At 61.1% G+C, this 17,887-nt stretch carries 16 protein-coding genes; 13 read left to right on the top strand and 3 right to left on the bottom strand.

The window, feature by feature from the left end; translation table 11 throughout:
• Window positions 1–15: 15 nt before the first annotated feature.
• Together KHP07_RS13565 and KHP07_RS13560 are read left to right on the top strand one after the other, a co-directional pair.
• Window positions 16–693 carry a response regulator transcription factor gene (locus KHP07_RS13565; RefSeq protein ID WP_015885446.1) on the top strand — a complete coding sequence of 226 codons (678 nt, stop codon included), beginning with the start codon at window positions 16–18 and terminating at the stop codon, window positions 691–693.
• Window positions 690–2,036: an ATP-binding protein gene (locus tag KHP07_RS13560; protein ID WP_078049861.1), complete on the top strand. Its 1,347-nt coding sequence runs from the start codon at window positions 690–692 to the stop codon at window positions 2,034–2,036. The genes KHP07_RS13565 and KHP07_RS13560 overlap by 4 nt, the downstream gene beginning before the upstream one ends.
• Before the next feature lie 130 nt (window positions 2,037–2,166).
• Here the strand turns inward: KHP07_RS13560 and KHP07_RS13555 are convergent, their stop codons facing one another.
• Window positions 2,167–3,165: an AraC family transcriptional regulator gene (locus KHP07_RS13555; protein ID WP_078049860.1), complete on the bottom strand. Its 999-nt coding sequence runs from the start codon at window positions 3,163–3,165 to the stop codon at window positions 2,167–2,169.
• A 338-nt stretch (window positions 3,166–3,503) separates the two neighbouring features.
• Here KHP07_RS13555 and KHP07_RS13550 point away from each other — a divergent pair, with 338 nt between their 5' ends.
• The 3 genes from KHP07_RS13550 (at window position 3,504) to KHP07_RS13540 (ending at window position 6,670) form a co-directional block, all read left to right on the top strand.
• Window positions 3,504–4,835: a dicarboxylate/amino acid:cation symporter gene (locus KHP07_RS13550; RefSeq protein WP_028617588.1), complete on the top strand. Its 1,332-nt coding sequence runs from the start codon at window positions 3,504–3,506 to the stop codon at window positions 4,833–4,835.
• A gap of 261 nt (window positions 4,836–5,096) precedes the next feature.
• Window positions 5,097–6,083, top strand: coding sequence for an XdhC family protein (locus KHP07_RS13545; protein ID WP_078049859.1), 987 nt, complete (start codon window positions 5,097–5,099; stop codon window positions 6,081–6,083).
• A complete protein-coding gene (locus KHP07_RS13540; RefSeq protein ID WP_100492299.1) occupies window positions 6,080–6,670 on the top strand; it encodes a nucleotidyltransferase family protein in 591 nt (196 codons plus the stop codon). The genes KHP07_RS13545 and KHP07_RS13540 overlap by 4 nt, the downstream gene beginning before the upstream one ends.
• Window positions 6,671–6,773: 103 nt before the next feature.
• Here KHP07_RS13540 and rne read toward each other — a convergent pair whose 3' ends face one another.
• Window positions 6,774–9,968, bottom strand: coding sequence for a ribonuclease E (gene rne / locus KHP07_RS13535; RefSeq protein ID WP_502937532.1), 3,195 nt, complete (start codon window positions 9,966–9,968; stop codon window positions 6,774–6,776).
• A gap of 759 nt (window positions 9,969–10,727) precedes the next feature.
• Here rne and rluC point away from each other — a divergent pair.
• The 3 genes from rluC to KHP07_RS13520 are packed head-to-tail and all read left to right on the top strand — an operon-like array spanning window position 10,728 to window position 13,341.
• A complete protein-coding gene (gene rluC / locus KHP07_RS13530; protein ID WP_028617584.1) occupies window positions 10,728–11,687 on the top strand; it encodes a 23S rRNA pseudouridine(955/2504/2580) synthase RluC in 960 nt (319 codons plus the stop codon).
• Window positions 11,674–12,336 carry an HAD-IA family hydrolase gene (locus KHP07_RS13525; protein ID WP_214497335.1) on the top strand — a complete coding sequence of 221 codons (663 nt, stop codon included), beginning with the start codon at window positions 11,674–11,676 and terminating at the stop codon, window positions 12,334–12,336. Before rluC ends, KHP07_RS13525 begins: the two co-directional genes overlap by 14 nt.
• Before the next feature lie 21 nt (window positions 12,337–12,357).
• A complete protein-coding gene (locus tag KHP07_RS13520; protein ID WP_099493655.1) occupies window positions 12,358–13,341 on the top strand; it encodes a S49 family peptidase in 984 nt (327 codons plus the stop codon).
• Window positions 13,342–13,468: 127 nt separating this feature from the next.
• On the opposite strand, the gene KHP07_RS13515 is transcribed toward KHP07_RS13520, so the two are convergent.
• Entirely contained in the window at window positions 13,469–14,047 is a 579-nt protein-coding gene (locus KHP07_RS13515) for a Maf family protein (RefSeq protein WP_099493654.1), read from the bottom strand.
• 105 nt (window positions 14,048–14,152) lie between these two features.
• On the opposite strand from KHP07_RS13515, the gene KHP07_RS13510 reads away from it, so the two are divergent.
• From KHP07_RS13510 to fabG, 5 genes are all read left to right on the top strand, one after another.
• On the top strand, window positions 14,153–14,683 hold the full coding sequence (locus KHP07_RS13510) for a YceD family protein (protein ID WP_010566563.1): 531 nt from the start codon (window positions 14,153–14,155) through the stop codon (window positions 14,681–14,683).
• A gap of 13 nt (window positions 14,684–14,696) precedes the next feature.
• Window positions 14,697–14,879 carry a 50S ribosomal protein L32 gene (rpmF, locus tag KHP07_RS13505; protein ID WP_003179396.1) on the top strand — a complete coding sequence of 61 codons (183 nt, stop codon included), beginning with the start codon at window positions 14,697–14,699 and terminating at the stop codon, window positions 14,877–14,879.
• 4 nt (window positions 14,880–14,883) lie between these two features.
• Window positions 14,884–15,894 (top strand): phosphate acyltransferase PlsX, encoded by a 1,011-nt coding sequence (gene plsX, locus KHP07_RS13500; RefSeq protein ID WP_099493653.1) that lies wholly within the window; start codon window positions 14,884–14,886, stop codon window positions 15,892–15,894.
• 126 nt (window positions 15,895–16,020) lie between these two features.
• Complete coding sequence (fabD, locus tag KHP07_RS13495) at window positions 16,021–16,959, top strand: ACP S-malonyltransferase (protein ID WP_021491483.1); 939 nt, start codon at window positions 16,021–16,023, stop codon at window positions 16,957–16,959.
• A gap of 24 nt (window positions 16,960–16,983) precedes the next feature.
• Complete coding sequence (gene fabG / locus KHP07_RS13490; RefSeq protein ID WP_005790544.1) at window positions 16,984–17,727, top strand: 3-oxoacyl-ACP reductase FabG; 744 nt, start codon at window positions 16,984–16,986, stop codon at window positions 17,725–17,727.
• Window positions 17,728–17,887: the final 160 nt, after the last annotated feature.

The raw sequence follows: 17,887 nt of genomic DNA, 5'->3' as shown, positions 1-17,887 counted from the left end.
GCCTTGGAGAGCCTTATGAAATTGCTGGTGGTGGAAGATGAGGCGTTGCTGCGTCATCACCTGTTGACCCGCCTGACCGACAGCGGGCATGTGGTCGAAGCCGTGGCCAATGCCGAAGAGGCCCTGTACCAGACCGGCCAGTTCAATCACGACCTGGCGATCATCGACCTGGGCCTGCCCGGCATGGGCGGCCTGGACCTGATCCGCCAATTGCGTACTCAGGCCAAGACCTTCCCGATCCTGATCCTCACCGCCCGCGGCAACTGGCAGGACAAGGTCGAAGGCCTGGCGGCCGGTGCCGACGACTACGTGGTCAAGCCGTTCCAGTTCGAAGAGCTGGAGGCACGGATGAACGCCTTGCTGCGCCGCTCCAGCGGGTTTACCCAGTCGACTATCGTGGCCGGCCCCTTGCTGCTGGACCTCAACCGCAAGCAGGCGTCCCTCGATGAGCAGCCGCTGGCGCTGACGGCTTATGAATACCGCATCCTCGAGTACTTGATGCGTCATCACCAGCAAGTGGTCGCCAAGGACCGCTTGATGGAACAGCTCTACCCCGATGACGACGAGCGCGATCCGAATGTCATCGAAGTGCTGGTCGGCCGCCTGCGCCGCAAGCTGGAAGGCCCGGGCGGGTTCAAGCCGATCGACACCGTGCGTGGCCTGGGCTACCTGTTCAATGAGCGCTGCCGTTGATTCGCTCGCTACGCGTGCGCTTGATGCTGGCGGCCGCCACCCTGGCCGTGCTGTTCATGCTGGGCTTGTTGCCGGCCATGCAGGGCGCGTTCAGCCTGGCGTTGCAGGACTCCATCGAGCAGCGCCTGGCGTCGGACGTCACCACCCTGATCTCTGCCGCACGCGTGGAGAACAACCGCCTGCTGATGCCGGCGCAGTTGCCCGACGAACGCTTCAACCTCACTGATAGCCGCCTGCTCGGCTATATCTACGACCGTGAAGGCCACCTGGTGTGGCGTTCGCGGGCGACCAAGGAAGAAAACATCAACTACAAACCGCGCTACGACGGGCGCGGTAACGAATTTGCACGGATTCGCGAGGCCAACGGCCAGGAATTCTTCGTGTATGACGTCGAGGTCAGGCTGCTGGGCGGCAAGAGTGCGGCATTCAGTATCGTCGCGCTGCAACCGGTGCGCGAATATCAGCTGACCCTCGAAGGCCTGCGCGAAAACCTCTACCTGGGCTTCGGCGCGGCCTTGCTGGTGCTGCTGACCCTGCTGTGGTTGGGCCTGACCTGGGGCCTGCAAGCGCTGCGGCGGCTGAGCCAGGAACTTGACCAGATCGAAGGCGGTACCCGCGAAAGCCTCTCCGAACAACACCCCCGCGAGTTGCTGCGCCTCACGGGCTCTCTCAACCGCTTGCTGCACAGTGAGCGTGAGCAACGGGCGCGCTACCGCGACTCCCTCGACGACCTGGCCCACAGCCTGAAAACCCCGCTGGCGGTGTTGCAAGGCGTGAGCGAAGACATGGCCCAGCGCCCGGAAGACCGTGACCAGGCCTGGGTACTGCAATCGCAGATCGAGCGCATGAGCCAGCAGATCAGCTACCAGTTGCAGCGCGCCAGCCTGCGCAAAAGTGGGCTGGTGCGCCATCAGGTGCGGCTGGAACCGGTGCTGCAAAGCCTGTGCGATACGCTGGACAAGGTCTACCGCGACAAAGGCGTTACGGTGTCTTTTGAGTTGCCGCAAGACTGCGACGTGCCGATCGAGAAGGGCGCTCTGCTGGAGTTGCTCGGCAACCTGCTGGAGAACGCCTACCGTCTGTGCCTGAGCGAGGTGCGCATCAGCCTGGTGGAAGGCCTGGAAGGCACCGAGTTGTGCATTGAGGATGATGGCCCTGGCGTGCCACCGGATCAGCGTGCGCGGATCCTGCAAAGGGGAGAGCGGCTGGACCGCCAGCATCCGGGGCAGGGGATTGGCCTGGCGGTGGTCAAGGACATCATCGAAAGTTACGGCGCGCGGCTGACCTTGGGGGATTCGCCGTTGGGCGGGGCCGCGTTCAAGATTCACTTTCCTGCCTTGTGATCTTTGTTGACTCCACTGGCCTCTTCGCGAGCAAGCCCGCTCCCACATTCGACCACGTTTATCCTGTAGGAATGCGGTCGAATGTGGGAGCGGGCTTGCTCGCGAAAGGGTCGGCAAAGGCAATACACCTCTAACTCTCCTGCGCGCGATACGCTCCCGGCGTCAACCCTGTCCACTTCTTGAACGCCCGATGAAACGCCGACGGTTCGGAAAACCCCAACTGCTCGGCGATCTCCTGCAATGACAAATCCGCCCGGCCCAAATGATAGATGGCGATGTCCCGCCGCAGCTCATCCTTGAGCGCCTGAAAGCTGGTGCCTTCTTCGCGCAAATGCCGGCGCAGGGTCTGTGGGCTGATATGCAGGTGCTGGGCGACGGCTTCCAGGTCCGGCCAGGGACTGCGGTCGCGGCTGAGCAAGCGGCGTAGCTGGCTGCTCAAACTGTCGCCTTCGTCCGGCCGCGACAGCAGATCGGCGGGGGAGCGCTCCAGGAAGTGCTTGAGCGTGCGCTCATCCTGCAACAGCGGCAGGCTCAGGTAGCGGGCGGGAAATACCAGGCTGCTGTTCGGTGCACCGAATACCTGGGCACAGGGAAACAGCAGGTCATATTCGCTGGCGTGAGCCGGCTGCGGGTAGCTGAAAGTGGCCTGGTGCAGCCGGATACGCTGGCCGATCAGCCAACTGCCCAGGCGATGCCAGATCACCAGCAGGCATTCACTCAGGAAGTGATCCGGGTCCCATAGCTGCGAGTCGTCCAGGCTCAAACGGGCCATTTCGCCTTCGCGTGTCAGCTGCCAGCGCGGGCCTTGCGGGAATAGGCTATAAAATAATAAGCCGCGTTCCAGAGCCTTCTCCAGGGTGCGGCAGTGGATCAACGCGTGGCACATCATGGCGAAGGTCCCGCGTTTACTCGGGCCGTCGGCGAAGCCCAGGTATTCGTCGTCCAGCGCCAGCCAGAGCATTTGCAGCAACCGGGTAAATTGCTCCGGCGCGATGCGCGCGCGGGGTTCGGTCAACAGCTCTGGGGTGATACCCACCTGTTGCAACAGGCCCGTATAGTCGTAACCGGCCCGACGCGCCCCGCCGAGGGCTGCCCGGGCGTAATGACTGGCGATGGTACGTTCACGCATGCGAAGGCCTCGTCCATGAAAGGGCGGATCGTAGCATCCCCGGACAGGGTCACAAGGCGGATATCCGCCAAATTGTAGGACGGGATTGGGTCGGTGGGCGGAAATCCGCCACTCGATCGGGGGCTTGGAAGAATGGCTGTAGAGCCCCAGGCCTGATGTCTAAAGGCCTTCAGGGATTTTGAGAGAAGTGGCACGGCGTTTGCGATAAGGACCACAGCGCAGGCCTGCATCTATAGGTCTCGCAAACAACAAATCCCTCCAGTGCAGGAGGGTTCGCAATTCAAGTGTCGTGGGCAATGGCGGATATTTGCCACACGGGACGATTGAGGAACTTTGCAATGACGACTCGTCAGCCAATCTACAAATCCCTGTACTTCCAGGTGATCGTTGCAATCGTTATCGGTATTTTGCTCGGTCACTTCTACCCGCAGACCGGTGTGGCCCTCAAGCCACTGGGTGACGGGTTCATCAAACTGATCAAAATGGTCATCGCCCCGATCATCTTCTGCACCGTTGTCAGCGGCATCGCTGGCATGCAAAGCATGAAATCGGTCGGCAAGACCGGCGGCTATGCGCTGCTCTACTTCGAGATCGTTTCGACCATCGCGCTGCTGATCGGCCTGATCGTGGTAAACGTCGTGCAACCGGGCGCCGGCATGCACATCGACGTAGCGACCCTGGACGCCTCCAAAGTGGCGGCCTACGTCACTGCCGGTAAAGACCAGAGCATCGTCGGCTTTATCCTCAATGTGATCCCTAACACCATCGTCGGCGCCTTCGCCAACGGCGATATCCTGCAAGTGCTGATGTTCTCGGTGATCTTCGGTTTCGCCCTGCACCGCCTGGGTGCCTACGGCAAGCCGGTGCTTGACTTCATCGATCGCTTCGCCCACGTGATGTTCAACATCATCAACATGATCATGAAGCTCGCGCCAATCGGTGCCCTGGGTGCCATGGCGTTCACCATCGGCGCCTACGGTGTGGGTTCCCTGGTGCAGTTGGGCCAGCTGATGATCTGCTTCTACATCACCTGCATCCTGTTCGTGCTGGTGGTGCTGGGTGGTATCTGCCGCGCCCACGGTTTCAGCGTGATCAAATTGATCCGCTACATCCGTGAAGAGCTGCTGATCGTTCTGGGTACTTCGTCTTCCGAATCCGCACTGCCACGCATGCTGATCAAGATGGAGCGCCTGGGTGCCAAGAAGTCCGTAGTTGGCCTGGTGATCCCGACTGGCTACTCGTTCAACCTTGACGGTACTTCGATCTACCTGACCATGGCTGCCGTGTTCATCGCCCAGGCGACTGACACCCACATGGACATCACCCACCAGATCACCCTGCTGCTGGTGCTGCTGCTGTCCTCCAAAGGCGCTGCTGGCGTGACCGGTTCGGGCTTCATCGTGCTGGCGGCCACCCTGTCGGCCGTGGGCCACCTGCCGGTTGCCGGCCTGGCGCTGATCCTGGGTATCGACCGCTTCATGTCCGAAGCCCGTGCACTGACCAACCTTGTGGGCAACGCCGTTGCCACCATCGTTGTGGCCAAGTGGGTCAAGGAACTGGACACCGACAAGCTGCAAAGCGAGCTGGCGTCCGGCGGTACCGGTATCTCGGAAACCCGTGAGCTGGATGACCTGGGCGTGGCCGAAGGCCCTGCACCTGTCGTCAAGTAAACAGCTGATGGCGTGACCTGACGCCAACTGCTGCCCACAAACGCCCCGACTGGTTCGGGGCGTTTGCGTTTCCGGCCGGTCACTTTTGCCGTGTTTTGATTTAAATTAAGTGAGTACTTCATCAAAAGCCGACGAGGCCTTTTTCACTTCACAGCCTATTTAGGCGAACCGGGTCTTCGCGGATGAAATTTGCGCCGCGCGGCACGATCTACATGCGATCATCAAATGAGCATTTGCGCCGGGGCGCGTGCGGGAGGTTATGTGGACAGTGTTGATTTGAATGTCCTGCGCAGCGTGCTTGAGTGGCGTCGCGCCGGGCAGCAAGTGGTGTTGTACAGCGTTGTTCAGACGTGGGGCAGTGCCCCGCGTCCACCGGGTGCCATGCTGGCGCTGAGAGGTGATGGGGTGGTGATCGGCTCTGTGTCGGGCGGTTGCATCGAGGACGACTTGATTGCACGCCTGCAGGATGGCCGGTTGCCTGCAGACGGGCCGCCGGTCCAGTTGGTGACCTACGGCGTGACCCGCGATGAAGCCGCGCGTTTTGGCCTGCCCTGTGGCGGCACCTTGCGCCTGACCGAAGAGCGTGTGCGCGATTGGGCGTGGGTGTCAGAGTTGCTGGCGCGGTGCGAAGACCATCAGATCGTCGCGCGTGAACTGGACCTGGCCAGTGGTGACGTCACATTGACCAGCGCAAGCAAGACCGATGTGGTCACCTTCGACGGCGAACGCCTGCGCGCCATCTACGGCCCGCGCTGGCGCTTGCTGCTGATCGGCGCCGGGCAACTGTCACGCTATGTGGCAGAGATGGCGCGTTTGCTGGATTTCGAAGTATTGATCTGCGACCCGCGTGATGAGTTCGTCTACGGCTGGGAAGAGCAGCATGGCCGCTTTGTGCCGGGCATGCCCGATGAAGCCGTGCTCAACATCCAGACCGATGAGCGCACGGCCATTGTGTGCCTCACCCATGACCCGCGCCTGGATGATATGGCCTTGCTGACAGCGCTGAATTCATCGGCGTTCTATATCGGCGCACTGGGTTCGCGGGTCAATAGCCAGAAGCGCCGGGAAAACCTCGCCGCGCTGGGACTGTCCGCCGAGGCGATCGCACGCCTGCATGGGCCGATTGGCTTGCACATTGGCAGCCACACTCCGTCGGAGATCGCGTTGTCGCTGATGGCGGAAATTGTCGCGATCAAAAACGGTGTGGCGCCGATGCAGAAGAAGCCATTGCCGGTGGTGGCTGAGTGACTGTCACTGCAATTGTGCTCGCGGCGGGGCAGGGCAGTCGCTTTCGTGCCGTGGCGGGGGTAGACCAGGATAAGTTGTTGGCTGATTGTGTGGGCCTGGATGGCGTAACACGGCCGGTGATCGAGCAGGTGCTGATGAATCTGCCGGCTGCTGTGGTTGAGCGCTGGGTGGTGACTTCACCGGACCGGCTTGAAGTGATTCGCTTGGCAGAGGCCTACGGTTGCAAGGTCTTGCTGCTGCGCTCAGCAGGCATGGGTGACAGTATTGCGGCGGCGGTTGCAGCCAGTGCGGCGGCGGACGGCTGGCTGGTGGTGCTGGGAGATATGCCGTTTATCTGTTCGTCCAGCGTTGAGCGGGTGATCGATGGGCTGGAGGCAGGTGGCATCTGTGTGCCGGTGCAGGATGGGCAGTATGGGCACCCTGTGGCGTTTAGCCGGGCATCTGGGCCAGGGCTGATGGCGTTGAAAGGTGATCGTGGTGCCAGGCCGTTGTTTGCGCAGGCGAAGGTATGTGAAGTGTCTGTTGATGATCCGGGCGTGCTCTGGGATGTCGACCTGCCACAGTCTTTACATTACTCCCCACCCTAATTGTAGGCGCCGGCAAGCCGGCTCCTACGGTTGAATGTGTACCCGTAGTCAATAAAAAGCCCCGCCTGATCACTCAGGCGGGGCTTTTTAGTCGCTGCGCGAATCAGGCGAGAGGTTTGCTCTCGTGCTCTGCTTCCTGTGCTGCGGCAGCAGCTGCGGCGGCTTCGGCTTCCTTGCGACGACGACGCACTTCACGTGGGTCGTTCGGGGCACGGCCGTTTTCGGTCAGCGCGCTGACCGGTGCTGCTTCAACCACGGGGGCGGCAACTTCGGCAACCACCGGCGCTTCAACCACTGGCGCAGGTTCAACGACCGGAGCAGGCTCAACCACTGGGGCTGGCTCGGCAACCACGACTTCGGCAACCGGTGCTGGCGCTTCTTCTACCACAGGGGCAGGTTGTGGCGCTTCAACCGGCGCGGCAGGCTCGGCAGTCCATTGGAAGGCGGTCTGTTCTTCACGAACTTCGCGGACTTCACGTACTTCTGGCGCTGCTTCGACAACCGGTGCTTCAACCACCGCTTCAACCACTGGCTGAGGCTCAACCACTGGGGCGGGCTCAACCGCTGCCACTTCAACTTCTGGCTGGGCTTCTTGAACCGGAGCAACTTCCACTTCCGGAACAACCGGCGCTTCGATTGGGGTGGTGGCTTCGACAACAGGCGCTTCAACAACCGGCGATTCTACGACTGCAGTTTCAGCAACCGGCGCTTCAACAGCAGGTGCTTCAACGACTGGCGTCTCGGCGGCAGGTGTTTCCACGGTGACGGTTTCTTCAACAGCAGCGGTAGCGCGTTCAGCCTGCTCGTGTGCCTGGGCTTCAGCAGGTGCGCTGATGACCGAGCTGGCAACGGCAGCGGTAACGGCCAGGCCGGCAGCCAGTTCGGCGCCAGTCGGTTCGCCGGTAGCGGCTTCTGCGTTTTCGCCGGTCTCTTCCGAGCCTTCGATCACGTTGCCGTTGGCATCACGCTGACGCTCACGACGGTTGCTGCGACGACGCTGGCCACGGGAACGGCGGCGTGGACGATCGCCTTCGGCGCCTTCCTGACCGTCTTCCTGCAGTTGCTCTTCGCCGGTCAGTACTTCTTCTTCGCTGGCAGCAGCGTTCTCGGCACGCGGTTGACGCTCTTCACGCGGGGCGCGAGGTTGGCGTTCTTCACGTGGCGCACGCTCTTCACGCGGCTGGCGGGCCGGACGTTCTTCAGCAACAACGGCAGCGCCGGCAACGGCGGGTGCAGCGTCCAGTGGCTCGCGCAGTTCACGTACACGTTCTTCGCGCTCGCCACGTGGCTTGCGGTCTTCACGTGGAGCGCGCGGCGTACGTGGGGCGCGCTCTTCACGCGGTGCACGTTCTACGGTCGGGGTTTCTTCACGGGCTTCGCGGGGCGCACGCTCTTCACGCGGGGCGCGTTCTTCACGCGGGGCGCGTTCTTCACGCGGCGCACGTTCTTCGCGCGGCTTGCGCTCTTCGTCGCGACGGCCATTGCGGTTACGGCTCTGCTGGCGACCGTTACGACGCTCTTCGTTGCGTGCTGGGCGCTCGGAGGCTGGTTTTTCAACCACAACCGGTGCGGCAGGCTCTTCCTTGGTGGCGAACAGGCTCACCAGCGATTTCACCAGGCCTTTGAACAGGCTTGGCTCAGGCAGGGCAGCCGGCGCGGCAACAGGGGCTGCAGCTTCGGTCGGAACCGGTGCGTTGGCGCGGGCCGGCGCAGTCTTCACGGCTGCTTCCTGGCGAACCAGGGTGCGGGTCGCGGCGGCTGGCTGGACTTCTTCCACTTCGGCGGCGGCAGCGGCGATTTCGTAGCTGGACTGGCCGCTGTGGGCTTCCGGGCTGTCATCACGCAGGCGCTGCACTTCGAAGTGCGGCGTTTCGAGGTGATCGTTCGGCAGGATGACGATACGGGCACGGGTGCGCAGTTCGATCTTGGTGATCGAGTTGCGTTTTTCGTTGAGCAGGAAAGCGGCAACCGGAATCGGCACTTGCGCGCGGACTTCGGCGGTGCGGTCTTTCAGGGCTTCTTCTTCGATCAGGCGCAGGATCGCCAGGGACAGCGATTCAACGTCACGGATGATGCCGGTGCCGTTGCAACGTGGGCAAACGATGCCGCTGCTCTCGCCCAGGGAAGGACGCAGGCGCTGACGGGACATTTCCAGCAAGCCGAAGCGCGAGATACGGCCAACCTGCACGCGGGCACGGTCAGCTTCCAGGCATTCGCGGACTTTCTCTTCCACGGCGCGCTGGTTCTTGGCTGGGGTCATGTCGATGAAGTCGATCACGATCAGGCCGCCGATGTCACGCAGGCGCAATTGGCGGGCGATTTCTTCAGCCGCTTCCAGGTTGGTCTGCAGGGCGGTTTCTTCGATGTCGCTGCCTTTGGTCGCACGCGCCGAGTTGATGTCGATGGACACCAGGGCTTCGGTCGGGTCGATCACAATGGAGCCACCGGAAGGCAGTTCGACCACGCGCTGGAAGGCGGTCTCGATCTGGCTTTCGATCTGGAAGCGGTTGAACAGCGGAACGCTGTCTTCGTACAGCTTGATCTTGCTGGCGTACTGCGGCATCACCTGGCGGATGAAGGTCAGGGCTTCGTCCTGGGCTTCAACGCTGTCGATCAGCACTTCGCCGATGTCCTGGCGCAGGTAATCGCGGATGGCGCGGATGATCACGTTGCTTTCCTGGTAGATCAGGAACGGCGCGGAACGATCCAGGGAGGCTTCTTTGATGGCGGTCCACAGTTGCAGCAGGTAGTCGAGGTCCCACTGCATTTCTTCGCTGCTGCGGCCCAGGCCGGCAGTGCGAACGATCAGGCCCATGTCGGCCGGTGCGATCAGGCCGTTCAGCGCTTCACGCAGTTCGTTGCGCTCTTCGCCTTCGATGCGACGGGAAATACCGCCGGCACGTGGGTTGTTTGGCATCAGGACCAGGTAACGGCCAGCCAGGCTGATGAAAGTGGTCAGGGCGGCGCCCTTGTTGCCACGTTCTTCTTTTTCGACCTGGACGATGACTTCCTGGCCTTCGCTCAGGACGTCCTTGATGTTCACGCGGCCTTCGGGGGCTTTCTTGAAGTACTCGCGGGAGATTTCTTTGAGGGGCAGGAAGCCGTGGCGCTCGGAGCCGAAATCGACAAAGGCAGCCTCAAGGCTTGGTTCGATGCGAGTAATACGGCCTTTATAGATGTTGGCCTTCTTTTGCTCGCGTGCACCGGATTCGATGTCCAGGTCGTAGAGGCGTTGGCCATCTACCAGTGCAACACGCAACTCTTCGGGTTGAGTTGCGTTAATCAGCATTCTTTTCATGTTGTACCGTCGGTTTCCGGGCTGCCGGAAACGGCGTTCGGCACACACGACTTCTCACGGTCGGTGTCAGGTGCGTCAAGAGTGGTTGGCCACTCCAGTGTCCAGCAATAACGAGCCAATTGGGCCGGTATCGCGACGGACGCGTCCTGCTTGTTAGCGGTGGTGACAAAGGCACCACTTCAACAAAAGCTAAGGTCAGGAGGAGGAATCAACCGGCGACTGTGGACGAGATGAAGCGTCTAAATATAAGCCTAGTGCTACACGGTCCGACGGTTGTGCATCTCCACCCTACACGTATCCCTGATAATTCGGGTGCTGCCGCGCGCAGAATCCGCAGCGGGTTGGCATTTACCGTGTTCTCCAATGGGGAGTCCACGCTCATGGCTAAACAAGACTAGGTGTGGGCGATTGCGCTCTCACTCAGCTCTTAACAGGCGTTGTTTCCGAAGCATTCGCCATGGTCTGGCTCAAGACTGACTGCACTTTGTGAACTGGCCGTAAATATCGGCGCAAAACGCGAGTATTCACTCTGCTTTCTGCACTCGCTTCAGGCCTCATGTCACCTGCGCTTGTTACAATCTCGAGCCTTCCAGGGTGGCGAAAGCCCCGTAGGACGGCCTCGCGTCCTGATGAATTGCGATGGTCAGGGCCGGCAGTTTGCCGCATGTCCTCTGTCCAGGCCGCTTTTGGCGGCGTTCGCGACTATAGCAGCAATGATTAAGTGCTTCAATTCCATAAAAAATTGTTATCATCGCCGCCATGACGACTACCGCCCCCCAGACCCCCAGCGTCCAGCTGCTCGAGGTCTCGCCGGAATATGCCGGCCAACGCATCGACAATTTTCTCCTGGCCAGGCTCAAAGGCGTGCCCAAGACCTTGATTTACCGCATCTTGCGTAAAGGTGAAGTGCGGGTGAACAAGGGCCGGATCAAGCCTGAGTACAAGTTGCAGGCGGGCGATATCGTGCGCGTGCCGCCGGTTCGCGTGCCGGAACGTGATGAGCCCGTGCCATTGGCCCAGGGCTTGTTGCAGCGCCTGGAAGCCTCGATTGTCTTCGAAGACAACAAGCTGATCGTGATCAACAAGCCTTGTGGCATTGCAGTCCACGGTGGCAGCGGCTTGAATTTTGGCGTGATCGAAGCCTTTCGTCAGTTGCGCCCGGATGCCAAGGAGCTGGAGCTTGTCCATCGCCTGGACCGCGACACGTCTGGCCTGCTGATGATCGCCAAGAAACGCAGCATGTTGCGCCACTTGCACACCGCCCTGCGTGGCGATGGCGTGGATAAGCGCTACATGGCGCTGGTGCGCGGCAACTGGGCCAGCTCGATCAAGAGCGTCCGTGCGCCGTTGCAGAAGAGCAACCTGCGTTCCGGCGAGCGCATGGTGGAAGTGGACGAGGAGGGCAAAGAGGCCCTGACCCTGTTCAAGGTGCTGCGCCGTTTCGGTGACTTTGCCACCCTGGTAGAGGCCAAGCCGGTGACCGGCCGTACTCACCAGATCCGCGTGCACACCCTGCATGCGGGCCACTGCATCGCCGGAGACACCAAGTACGGCGACGAGGATTTTTCCAAGGAAATCCGCGACCTGGGCGGCAAACGCCTGTTCCTCCACGCCTACATGCTCACGGTACCGCTGCCCGATGGGGGCGAATTGAAGCTGCAGGCTCCGGTCGATGAGATGTGGGCCAAGACTGTGGAGCGTTTGAGTGTCGCACCTTGATTACAAACTGCTGATTTTCGATTGGGACGGCACCCTGGCCAATTCCATTGGCCGCATTGTCGAATCGATGCACGCAGCGTCGACCCGTTCGGGGTTTGCGCTGTGCACGGATCATGCGGTCAAGGGCATTATCGGCCTGGGCTTGCCTGAGGCCATTCGCACCTTGTACCCCGAGATCAGCGACGCTGAGCTGGTCGCTTTCCGGGATCATTACGCCGATCACTACATCGCGCTGGAGGCTACGCCTTCGCCGCTGTTCGATGGTGTGGTGCAGTCCCTGGATGCCTTTCGCGCCGAGGGTTATCACCTGGCGGTCGCCACCGGCAAGGCCCGTCGCGGCCTGGACCGAGTGCTCAAGGCGCATGGTTGGGAAGATTATTTCGATATCACCCGTGCCGCCGATGAAACTGCCAGCAAGCCTCACCCTCTGATGCTGGAGCAGATCCTGGCCCATTGCGGTGTGTCGCCACGCCAGGCCTTGATGGTGGGCGATGCTTCCTTCGACCTGATGATGGCGCGCAATGCGGGCATGGACAGCGTGGCGGTCAGCTATGGCGCCCAGGCGGCTGAAGCCTTGCAACAATATGAGCCCAGGCTGACGATTGATCATTTTTCCGAATTGCAGGCCTGGCTCAGCCGGGCTCAATAAGTCTTTGCTGGGGTTGATGGCATGAGTGACGAGTGGAAAGCGCCCGAAAAGGCTGAAAGCAGTGATGACAAGAGCTGGAAGCTGCTGGAGAAAACCCTCCTGGCCAGTGTCCAGGAGCAGCGTCGTGCGCGGCGCTGGGGGATTTTCTTCAAGCTGCTGACCTTTATCTGGCTTATCGCCATGCTAGCGCTGTTCAGCCCGTTGATGGACATGGAAAAAAGCGCGACCCGTGGCGCCAACTACACCGCGCTGATCGAAGTGCGCGGGGTAATCGCCGACAAGGAATCCGCCAGTGCCGACAATATCGTCAGCAGCCTGCGTGCCGCGTTTGAGGACCCCAAGGTCAAGGGCGTGATCCTGCGCATCAACAGTCCGGGCGGCAGCCCTGTGCAGTCGGGTTATGTGTATGACGAGATTCGCCGTCTGCGTGGCCTGCACCCGGAGATCAAGCTGTACGCCGTTATCTCCGACCTGGGGGCTTCCGGCGCCTATTACATCGCCAGTGCCGCTGACCAGATCTACGCCGACAAGGCCAGCCTGGTGGGCTCCATCGGGGTGACGGCGGCCGGTTATGGGTTTGTCGGCACCATGGAGAAGCTGGGGGTGGAGCGTCGTACCTACACCTCGGGTGAGCACAAGGCTTTTCTCGACCCGTTCCAGCCGCAAAAGGCCGATGAAACCCAGTTCTGGCAGGGCGTGCTTGACACCACCCATCGCCAGTTCATCGCCAGCGTGAAACAAGGGCGTGGCGATCGCTTGAAGGATAAAGACCACCCGGAGCTGTTCTCCGGGCTGGTGTGGTCGGGCGAGCAGGCGTTGCCGCTGGGCTTGATCGACGGCCTGGGCAGTGCCAGTTCGGTCGCACGGGATGTGATTGGCGAGAAGGAGTTGGTGGATTTCACGGTGGAAGAATCGCCGTTTGATCGTTTCTCCAAGCGGCTCGGTGCCAGTGTGGCCGAGAAGCTGGCCTTTTATATGGGCTTCCAAGGCCCATCCCTGCGCTGATCCAGCAGGCGCATCGATTCAAATGTGGGAGCGGGCTTGCCCGCGATAGCGGGCCAGTCGACATCTATAGTGGCAGGACCACCGCTATCGCAGGCAAGCCTGCTCCCACAGTGGTTTGGTGGTGGGCTTAAGGGATCTGGACGCCTTCAGCCAGCAGCATGTCCACCAGTCGTATCAGCGGCAAGCCAACCAAGCTGGTCGCGTCCGGCCCTTCGGTGCTCTGGAACAGGCTCACACCCAAACCCTCAGCCTTGAAGCTCCCGGCGCAGTCATATGGCTGCTCGATCCGCAGATAGCGCTCAACACGCTCAACGTCCAGCTCACGCATGTGCACGGTAAAAGGTACGCAATCGACCTGGCAGTGCCCCGTCTCGCTGTTCAGCAGTGCCAGCCCGGTGAGGAAGCTGACGCGCTTACCGCTGGCTGCCAGCAATTGTTCGCGGGCGTTCTCGAAGGTGTGGGGCTTGCCGATGATCTGGCCGTCGAGCGCGGCCACCTGGTCGGAGCCAATGATCAAATGCCCGGGATGACTGGCGGCCAGGGCGCGGGCTTTCTGTTCGGCCAGGCGCTTGACCAGTTCAATGGCGGATTCATTTTCGCGGTGGCTCTCGTCGATATCCGGCGAGCTGCAGATGAACGGCAGGTGCAGGCGGCTCAGCAATTCCCGGCGATAAACCGAGCTGGATGCAAGTAATAAAGGCAGCATGGGCGTCTCCTCAGGGCAGCGGGGGATTCTAGCGGGGCGACCGGCTGACGCACAGGGCTGAATTTCCTTTGACATGGCTGGGTGCATCCCTATAATGCTGCGCCTATGTTGAATGACCCGATTCCACCTCACGTTGACCCGCGCAAATTGGCTGATCGTGGCACCTCCCTTCAAGGTGAGTTGCTGCTGGCCGATTTGGAGAGACTCTGCGACCCGCTTTCCGACACTGTCGGTACGGTGCAGGCCAAATTCGTTTTTGAACGAGATGAACGTAAATCTGTGGTCATTCACAGCTTTATCGACACCGAAGTCAAAATGGTTTGCCAGCGTTGTCTTGAGCTGGTCACCCTGCCGATCCACAGCGAGTGCAGTTATGCTGTGGTGAAGGAGGGTGCGAATACCCAGTCGTTGCCGAAAGGTTATGACGTGCTGGAACTGGGCGAAGATCCTTTGGATCTGCATGCACTGATCGAGGAGGAGCTTTTGCTCGCCTTGCCCATTGTGCCTGCTCATCATCCGGAAGAATGCCAGCAGCCGGCGGGCCTCGATGACGAGCCCGAACCGAGCGAGGACGAGGTAACGCGGTCCAACCCGTTCAGTGTATTGGCGCAGTTAAAGCGTGACCCAAACGTTTAGGAGTTAATCAATTATGGCTGTTCAGCAGAACAAAAAATCCCGCTCCGCCCGTGACATGCGCCGTTCGCACGACGCTCTCGAGGCTAGCACCCTGTCCGTAGAAAAGACCACCGGTGAAGTTCACCTGCGTCACCACGTATCGCCAGAAGGCGTATACCGTGGCCGTAAAGTGATCGACAAGGGCGCTGACGAGTAATCACTTGTCTGCTCTAGTCATCGCGATAGACGCAATGGGCGGGGACTTCGGTCCCCGCAGCATTGTTCAGGCCTGCATTGCCAGCCTGTCTGCAACACCCTCGCTGCACCTGACCCTTGTCGGTCAACCCTCCTTACTTGAAGAACTGATTGCCAGCCATCCGGCGGTGGATCGCGCGCGCCTGACGATTACGCCAGCCAGCGAAACCATCACCATGGATGAAAAGCCAGCGGCAGCCTTGCGTGGCAAGCCCGACTCTTCGATGCGGGTAGCCCTGGAGCTGCTGCGTGATGGCAAGGTGCAAGCTTGTGTCAGTGCCGGCAATACCGGGGCCCTGATGGCGTTGTCGCGGTTTGTGCTCAAGACGCTGCCCGGCATTGACCGGCCCGCGATGGTGGCGGCGATTCCGACGCAGAAGGGCTACTGCCAGTTGCTGGACTTGGGCGCAAACGTCGATTGCAGCGCCGAGCATCTGCTGCAGTTCGCCGTGATGGGCTCGGTGGCCGCCGAGGCGCTTGGCGTGGCGCGTCCGCGCGTTGCCTTGCTGAATATCGGTACCGAAGACATCAAGGGTAACCAGCAGGTCAAGCTCGCCGCCACGTTGCTGCAAGGTGCGCGCGGCTTGAACTACATCGGCTTTGTCGAGGGTGACGGGTTGTATCGCGGTGAGGCGGACGTGGTGGTGTGCGACGGATTTGTCGGCAATATCCTGCTCAAATCCAGCGAAGGCCTGGCGACCATGATCGCCACGCGTATCGAAGCACTGTTCAAGCAGAGCCTGGCCTCGCGCTTGGTTGGCGCGCTGGCGCTGCCGTTGATGCGCCGCCTGCAGGCTGACCTGGCCCCGGCGCGACATAATGGCGCGAGTTTCCTGGGGTTGCAGGGCATTGTGGTGAAAAGCCATGGCTCGGCCGGCGTGGAAGGCTTTCAAAGCGCGATTGCGCGGGCCCTGATCGAGATCCAGGAAAACCTGCCGCAACGCTTGCATGGCCGTCTAGAGGACCTGTTGCCTTAGGCGAATCGGCCCGGGAGTGCTTAAATGTGACCGGCCAGTTCAATTGACCATCCAATCTGTCAGTTTCGTGCGCTCCCACCGTAGGAGTGCGCATTTTTGACGACCAGATCATTAGGGGCTTGTTACATGTCTACATCCCTCGCATTCGTCTTTCCAGGGCAGGGTTCGCAGTCCCTCGGCATGTTGGCCGAGCTGGGCGCGCAGTACCCGCTGATCCTGGACACCTTTAAAGAGGCTTCCGACGCCCTCGGTTACGACCTGTGGGCACTGACCCAGCAAGGGCCGGAAGAGCAACTCAATCAAACCGATAAAACCCAGCCGGCCATCCTGACCGCTTCGATCGCCTTGTGGCGCTTGTGGCTGGCGGAAGGTGGCGCGCGTCCGGCATTCGTGGCCGGTCACAGCCTGGGCGAATACAGCGCCCTGGTGGCGGCGGGCAGCCTGACCCTCGGTGAAGCGGTCAAGCTGGTCGAGCGTCGTGGCCAACTGATGCAAGAAGCCGTTCCAGCCGGGCAGGGCGGCATGGCCGCGATCCTGGGCCTGGACGATGCCGTCGTGATCGAAGCCTGCGCCGAAGCGGCCCAGGGCGAAGTCGTCAGCGCAGTAAACTTCAACTCCCCTGGCCAGGTGGTGATTGCGGGTGCCAAGGCTGCCGTTGAGCGTGCGATCGAAGGCTGCAAGGCCCGTGGCGCCAAGCGCGCCTTGCCGTTGCCGGTGAGCGTGCCATCGCACTGCGAGCTGATGCGTCCGGCTGCCGAGCGCTTTGCCGAGTCCATCGCCGCCATCAACTGGCAGGCGCCGCAGATCCCGCTGGTGCAGAACGTCAGCGCAGCCGTGGCCGCCGACCTCGACACCCTCAAGCGCGACCTGCTGGAGCAGCTCTACAAGCCCGTACGCTGGGTTGAGTCGGTCCAGACCCTGGCGGCCAATGGCGCCACCGAGCTGGTCGAGTGCGGCCCGGGCAAAGTCCTGGCCGGCCTCAACAAACGTTGCGCCGACGGTGTGTCGACCGCCAACCTCAATACCCCGGATGCCTTCGCTGCCGCTCGCGCGGCACTGGCCTGATTTCCGCACTTAGGAGAAGCCTGCATGAGTCTGCAAGGTAAAGTTGCACTGGTTACCGGCGCTAGCCGTGGCATTGGCCAGGCGATCGCCCTGGAACTGGGCCGTCAGGGCGCTGTTGTGATCGGCACTGCCACTTCCGCTTCGGGCGCCGAGCGTATCGCCGCGACCCTAAAGGAAAACGGCGTGCAAGGCACCGGCCTTGAGCTGAACGTGACCAGCGATGAGTCCGTGGCTGCCGTACTGGCTGAGATCACCGCACAGTTCGGCGCGCCGGCGATTCTGGTGAATAACGCCGGTATCACCCGCGATAACCTGATGATGCGCATGAAAGACGACGAGTGGTACGACGTGGTCGACACCAACTTGAACAGTCTGTTTCGCCTGTCCAAGGGCGTTTTGCGTGGCATGACCAAGGCGCGTTGGGGCCGAATTATCAATATTGGCTCCGTAGTGGGTGCCATGGGCAACGCAGGCCAAGTAAACTACGCCTCCGCCAAGGCCGGTCTGGAAGGTTTCAGCCGTGCATTGGCACGTGAAGTCGGCTCGCGGTCGATTACGGTCAACTCGGTGGCCCCAGGGTTCATCGACACCGATATGACCCGCGAACTGCCGGAAGCACAGCGTGAAGCGTTGCTGACGCAGATTCCGCTGGGCCGTCTGGGTCAGGCTCAAGAGATCGCGAATGTGGTCACTTTCCTGGCATCCGACGGTGCGGCATACGTGACTGGGGCTACAATCCCGGTGAACGGCGGGATGTACATGAGTTAAATTGTGACGGATCGCTTCAAAAAAATGTCATACGAGCTGTCTAAAATCCGTTATAAAGCTGCAACTTAATTTATAGGCAGGTGGCCGACCGGGTACAGGGTGAAGCTTTCAGTTGAAAAGCTGAAAAGGCTTTCTATACACTTACCCACTGGCCAGCTGC

The sequence above is a fragment of the Pseudomonas sp. VS40 genome (assembly GCF_018587885.1).
In the GTDB taxonomy this organism is placed as follows: Bacteria; Pseudomonadota; Gammaproteobacteria; order Pseudomonadales; family Pseudomonadaceae; genus Aquipseudomonas; species Aquipseudomonas pergaminensis.
This window is presented reverse-complemented; position numbering and strand designations above follow the sequence as displayed.

What these genes read in the sequence shown, in the direction of transcription:
- KHP07_RS13565 (WP_015885446.1), top strand. Translation starts at nt 16, where the DNA reads ATGAAATTGCTGGTGGTGGAAGATGAGGCGTTGCTGCGTCATCACCTG.
- KHP07_RS13555 (WP_078049860.1), bottom strand. Translation starts at nt 3,165, where the DNA reads ATGCGTGAACGTACCATCGCCAGTCATTACGCCCGGGCAGCCCTCGGC.
- KHP07_RS13550 (WP_028617588.1), top strand. Translation starts at nt 3,504, where the DNA reads ATGACGACTCGTCAGCCAATCTACAAATCCCTGTACTTCCAGGTGATC.
- rne (WP_502937532.1), bottom strand. Translation starts at nt 9,968, where the DNA reads ATGAAAAGAATGCTGATTAACGCAACTCAACCCGAAGAGTTGCGTGTT.
- rluC (WP_028617584.1), top strand. Translation starts at nt 10,728, where the DNA reads ATGACGACTACCGCCCCCCAGACCCCCAGCGTCCAGCTGCTCGAGGTC.
- KHP07_RS13520 (WP_099493655.1), top strand. Translation starts at nt 12,358, where the DNA reads ATGAGTGACGAGTGGAAAGCGCCCGAAAAGGCTGAAAGCAGTGATGAC.
- KHP07_RS13515 (WP_099493654.1), bottom strand. Translation starts at nt 14,047, where the DNA reads ATGCTGCCTTTATTACTTGCATCCAGCTCGGTTTATCGCCGGGAATTG.
- KHP07_RS13510 (WP_010566563.1), top strand. Translation starts at nt 14,153, where the DNA reads ATGTTGAATGACCCGATTCCACCTCACGTTGACCCGCGCAAATTGGCT.
- rpmF (WP_003179396.1), top strand. Translation starts at nt 14,697, where the DNA reads ATGGCTGTTCAGCAGAACAAAAAATCCCGCTCCGCCCGTGACATGCGC.
- fabD (WP_021491483.1), top strand. Translation starts at nt 16,021, where the DNA reads ATGTCTACATCCCTCGCATTCGTCTTTCCAGGGCAGGGTTCGCAGTCC.
- fabG (WP_005790544.1), top strand. Translation starts at nt 16,984, where the DNA reads ATGAGTCTGCAAGGTAAAGTTGCACTGGTTACCGGCGCTAGCCGTGGC.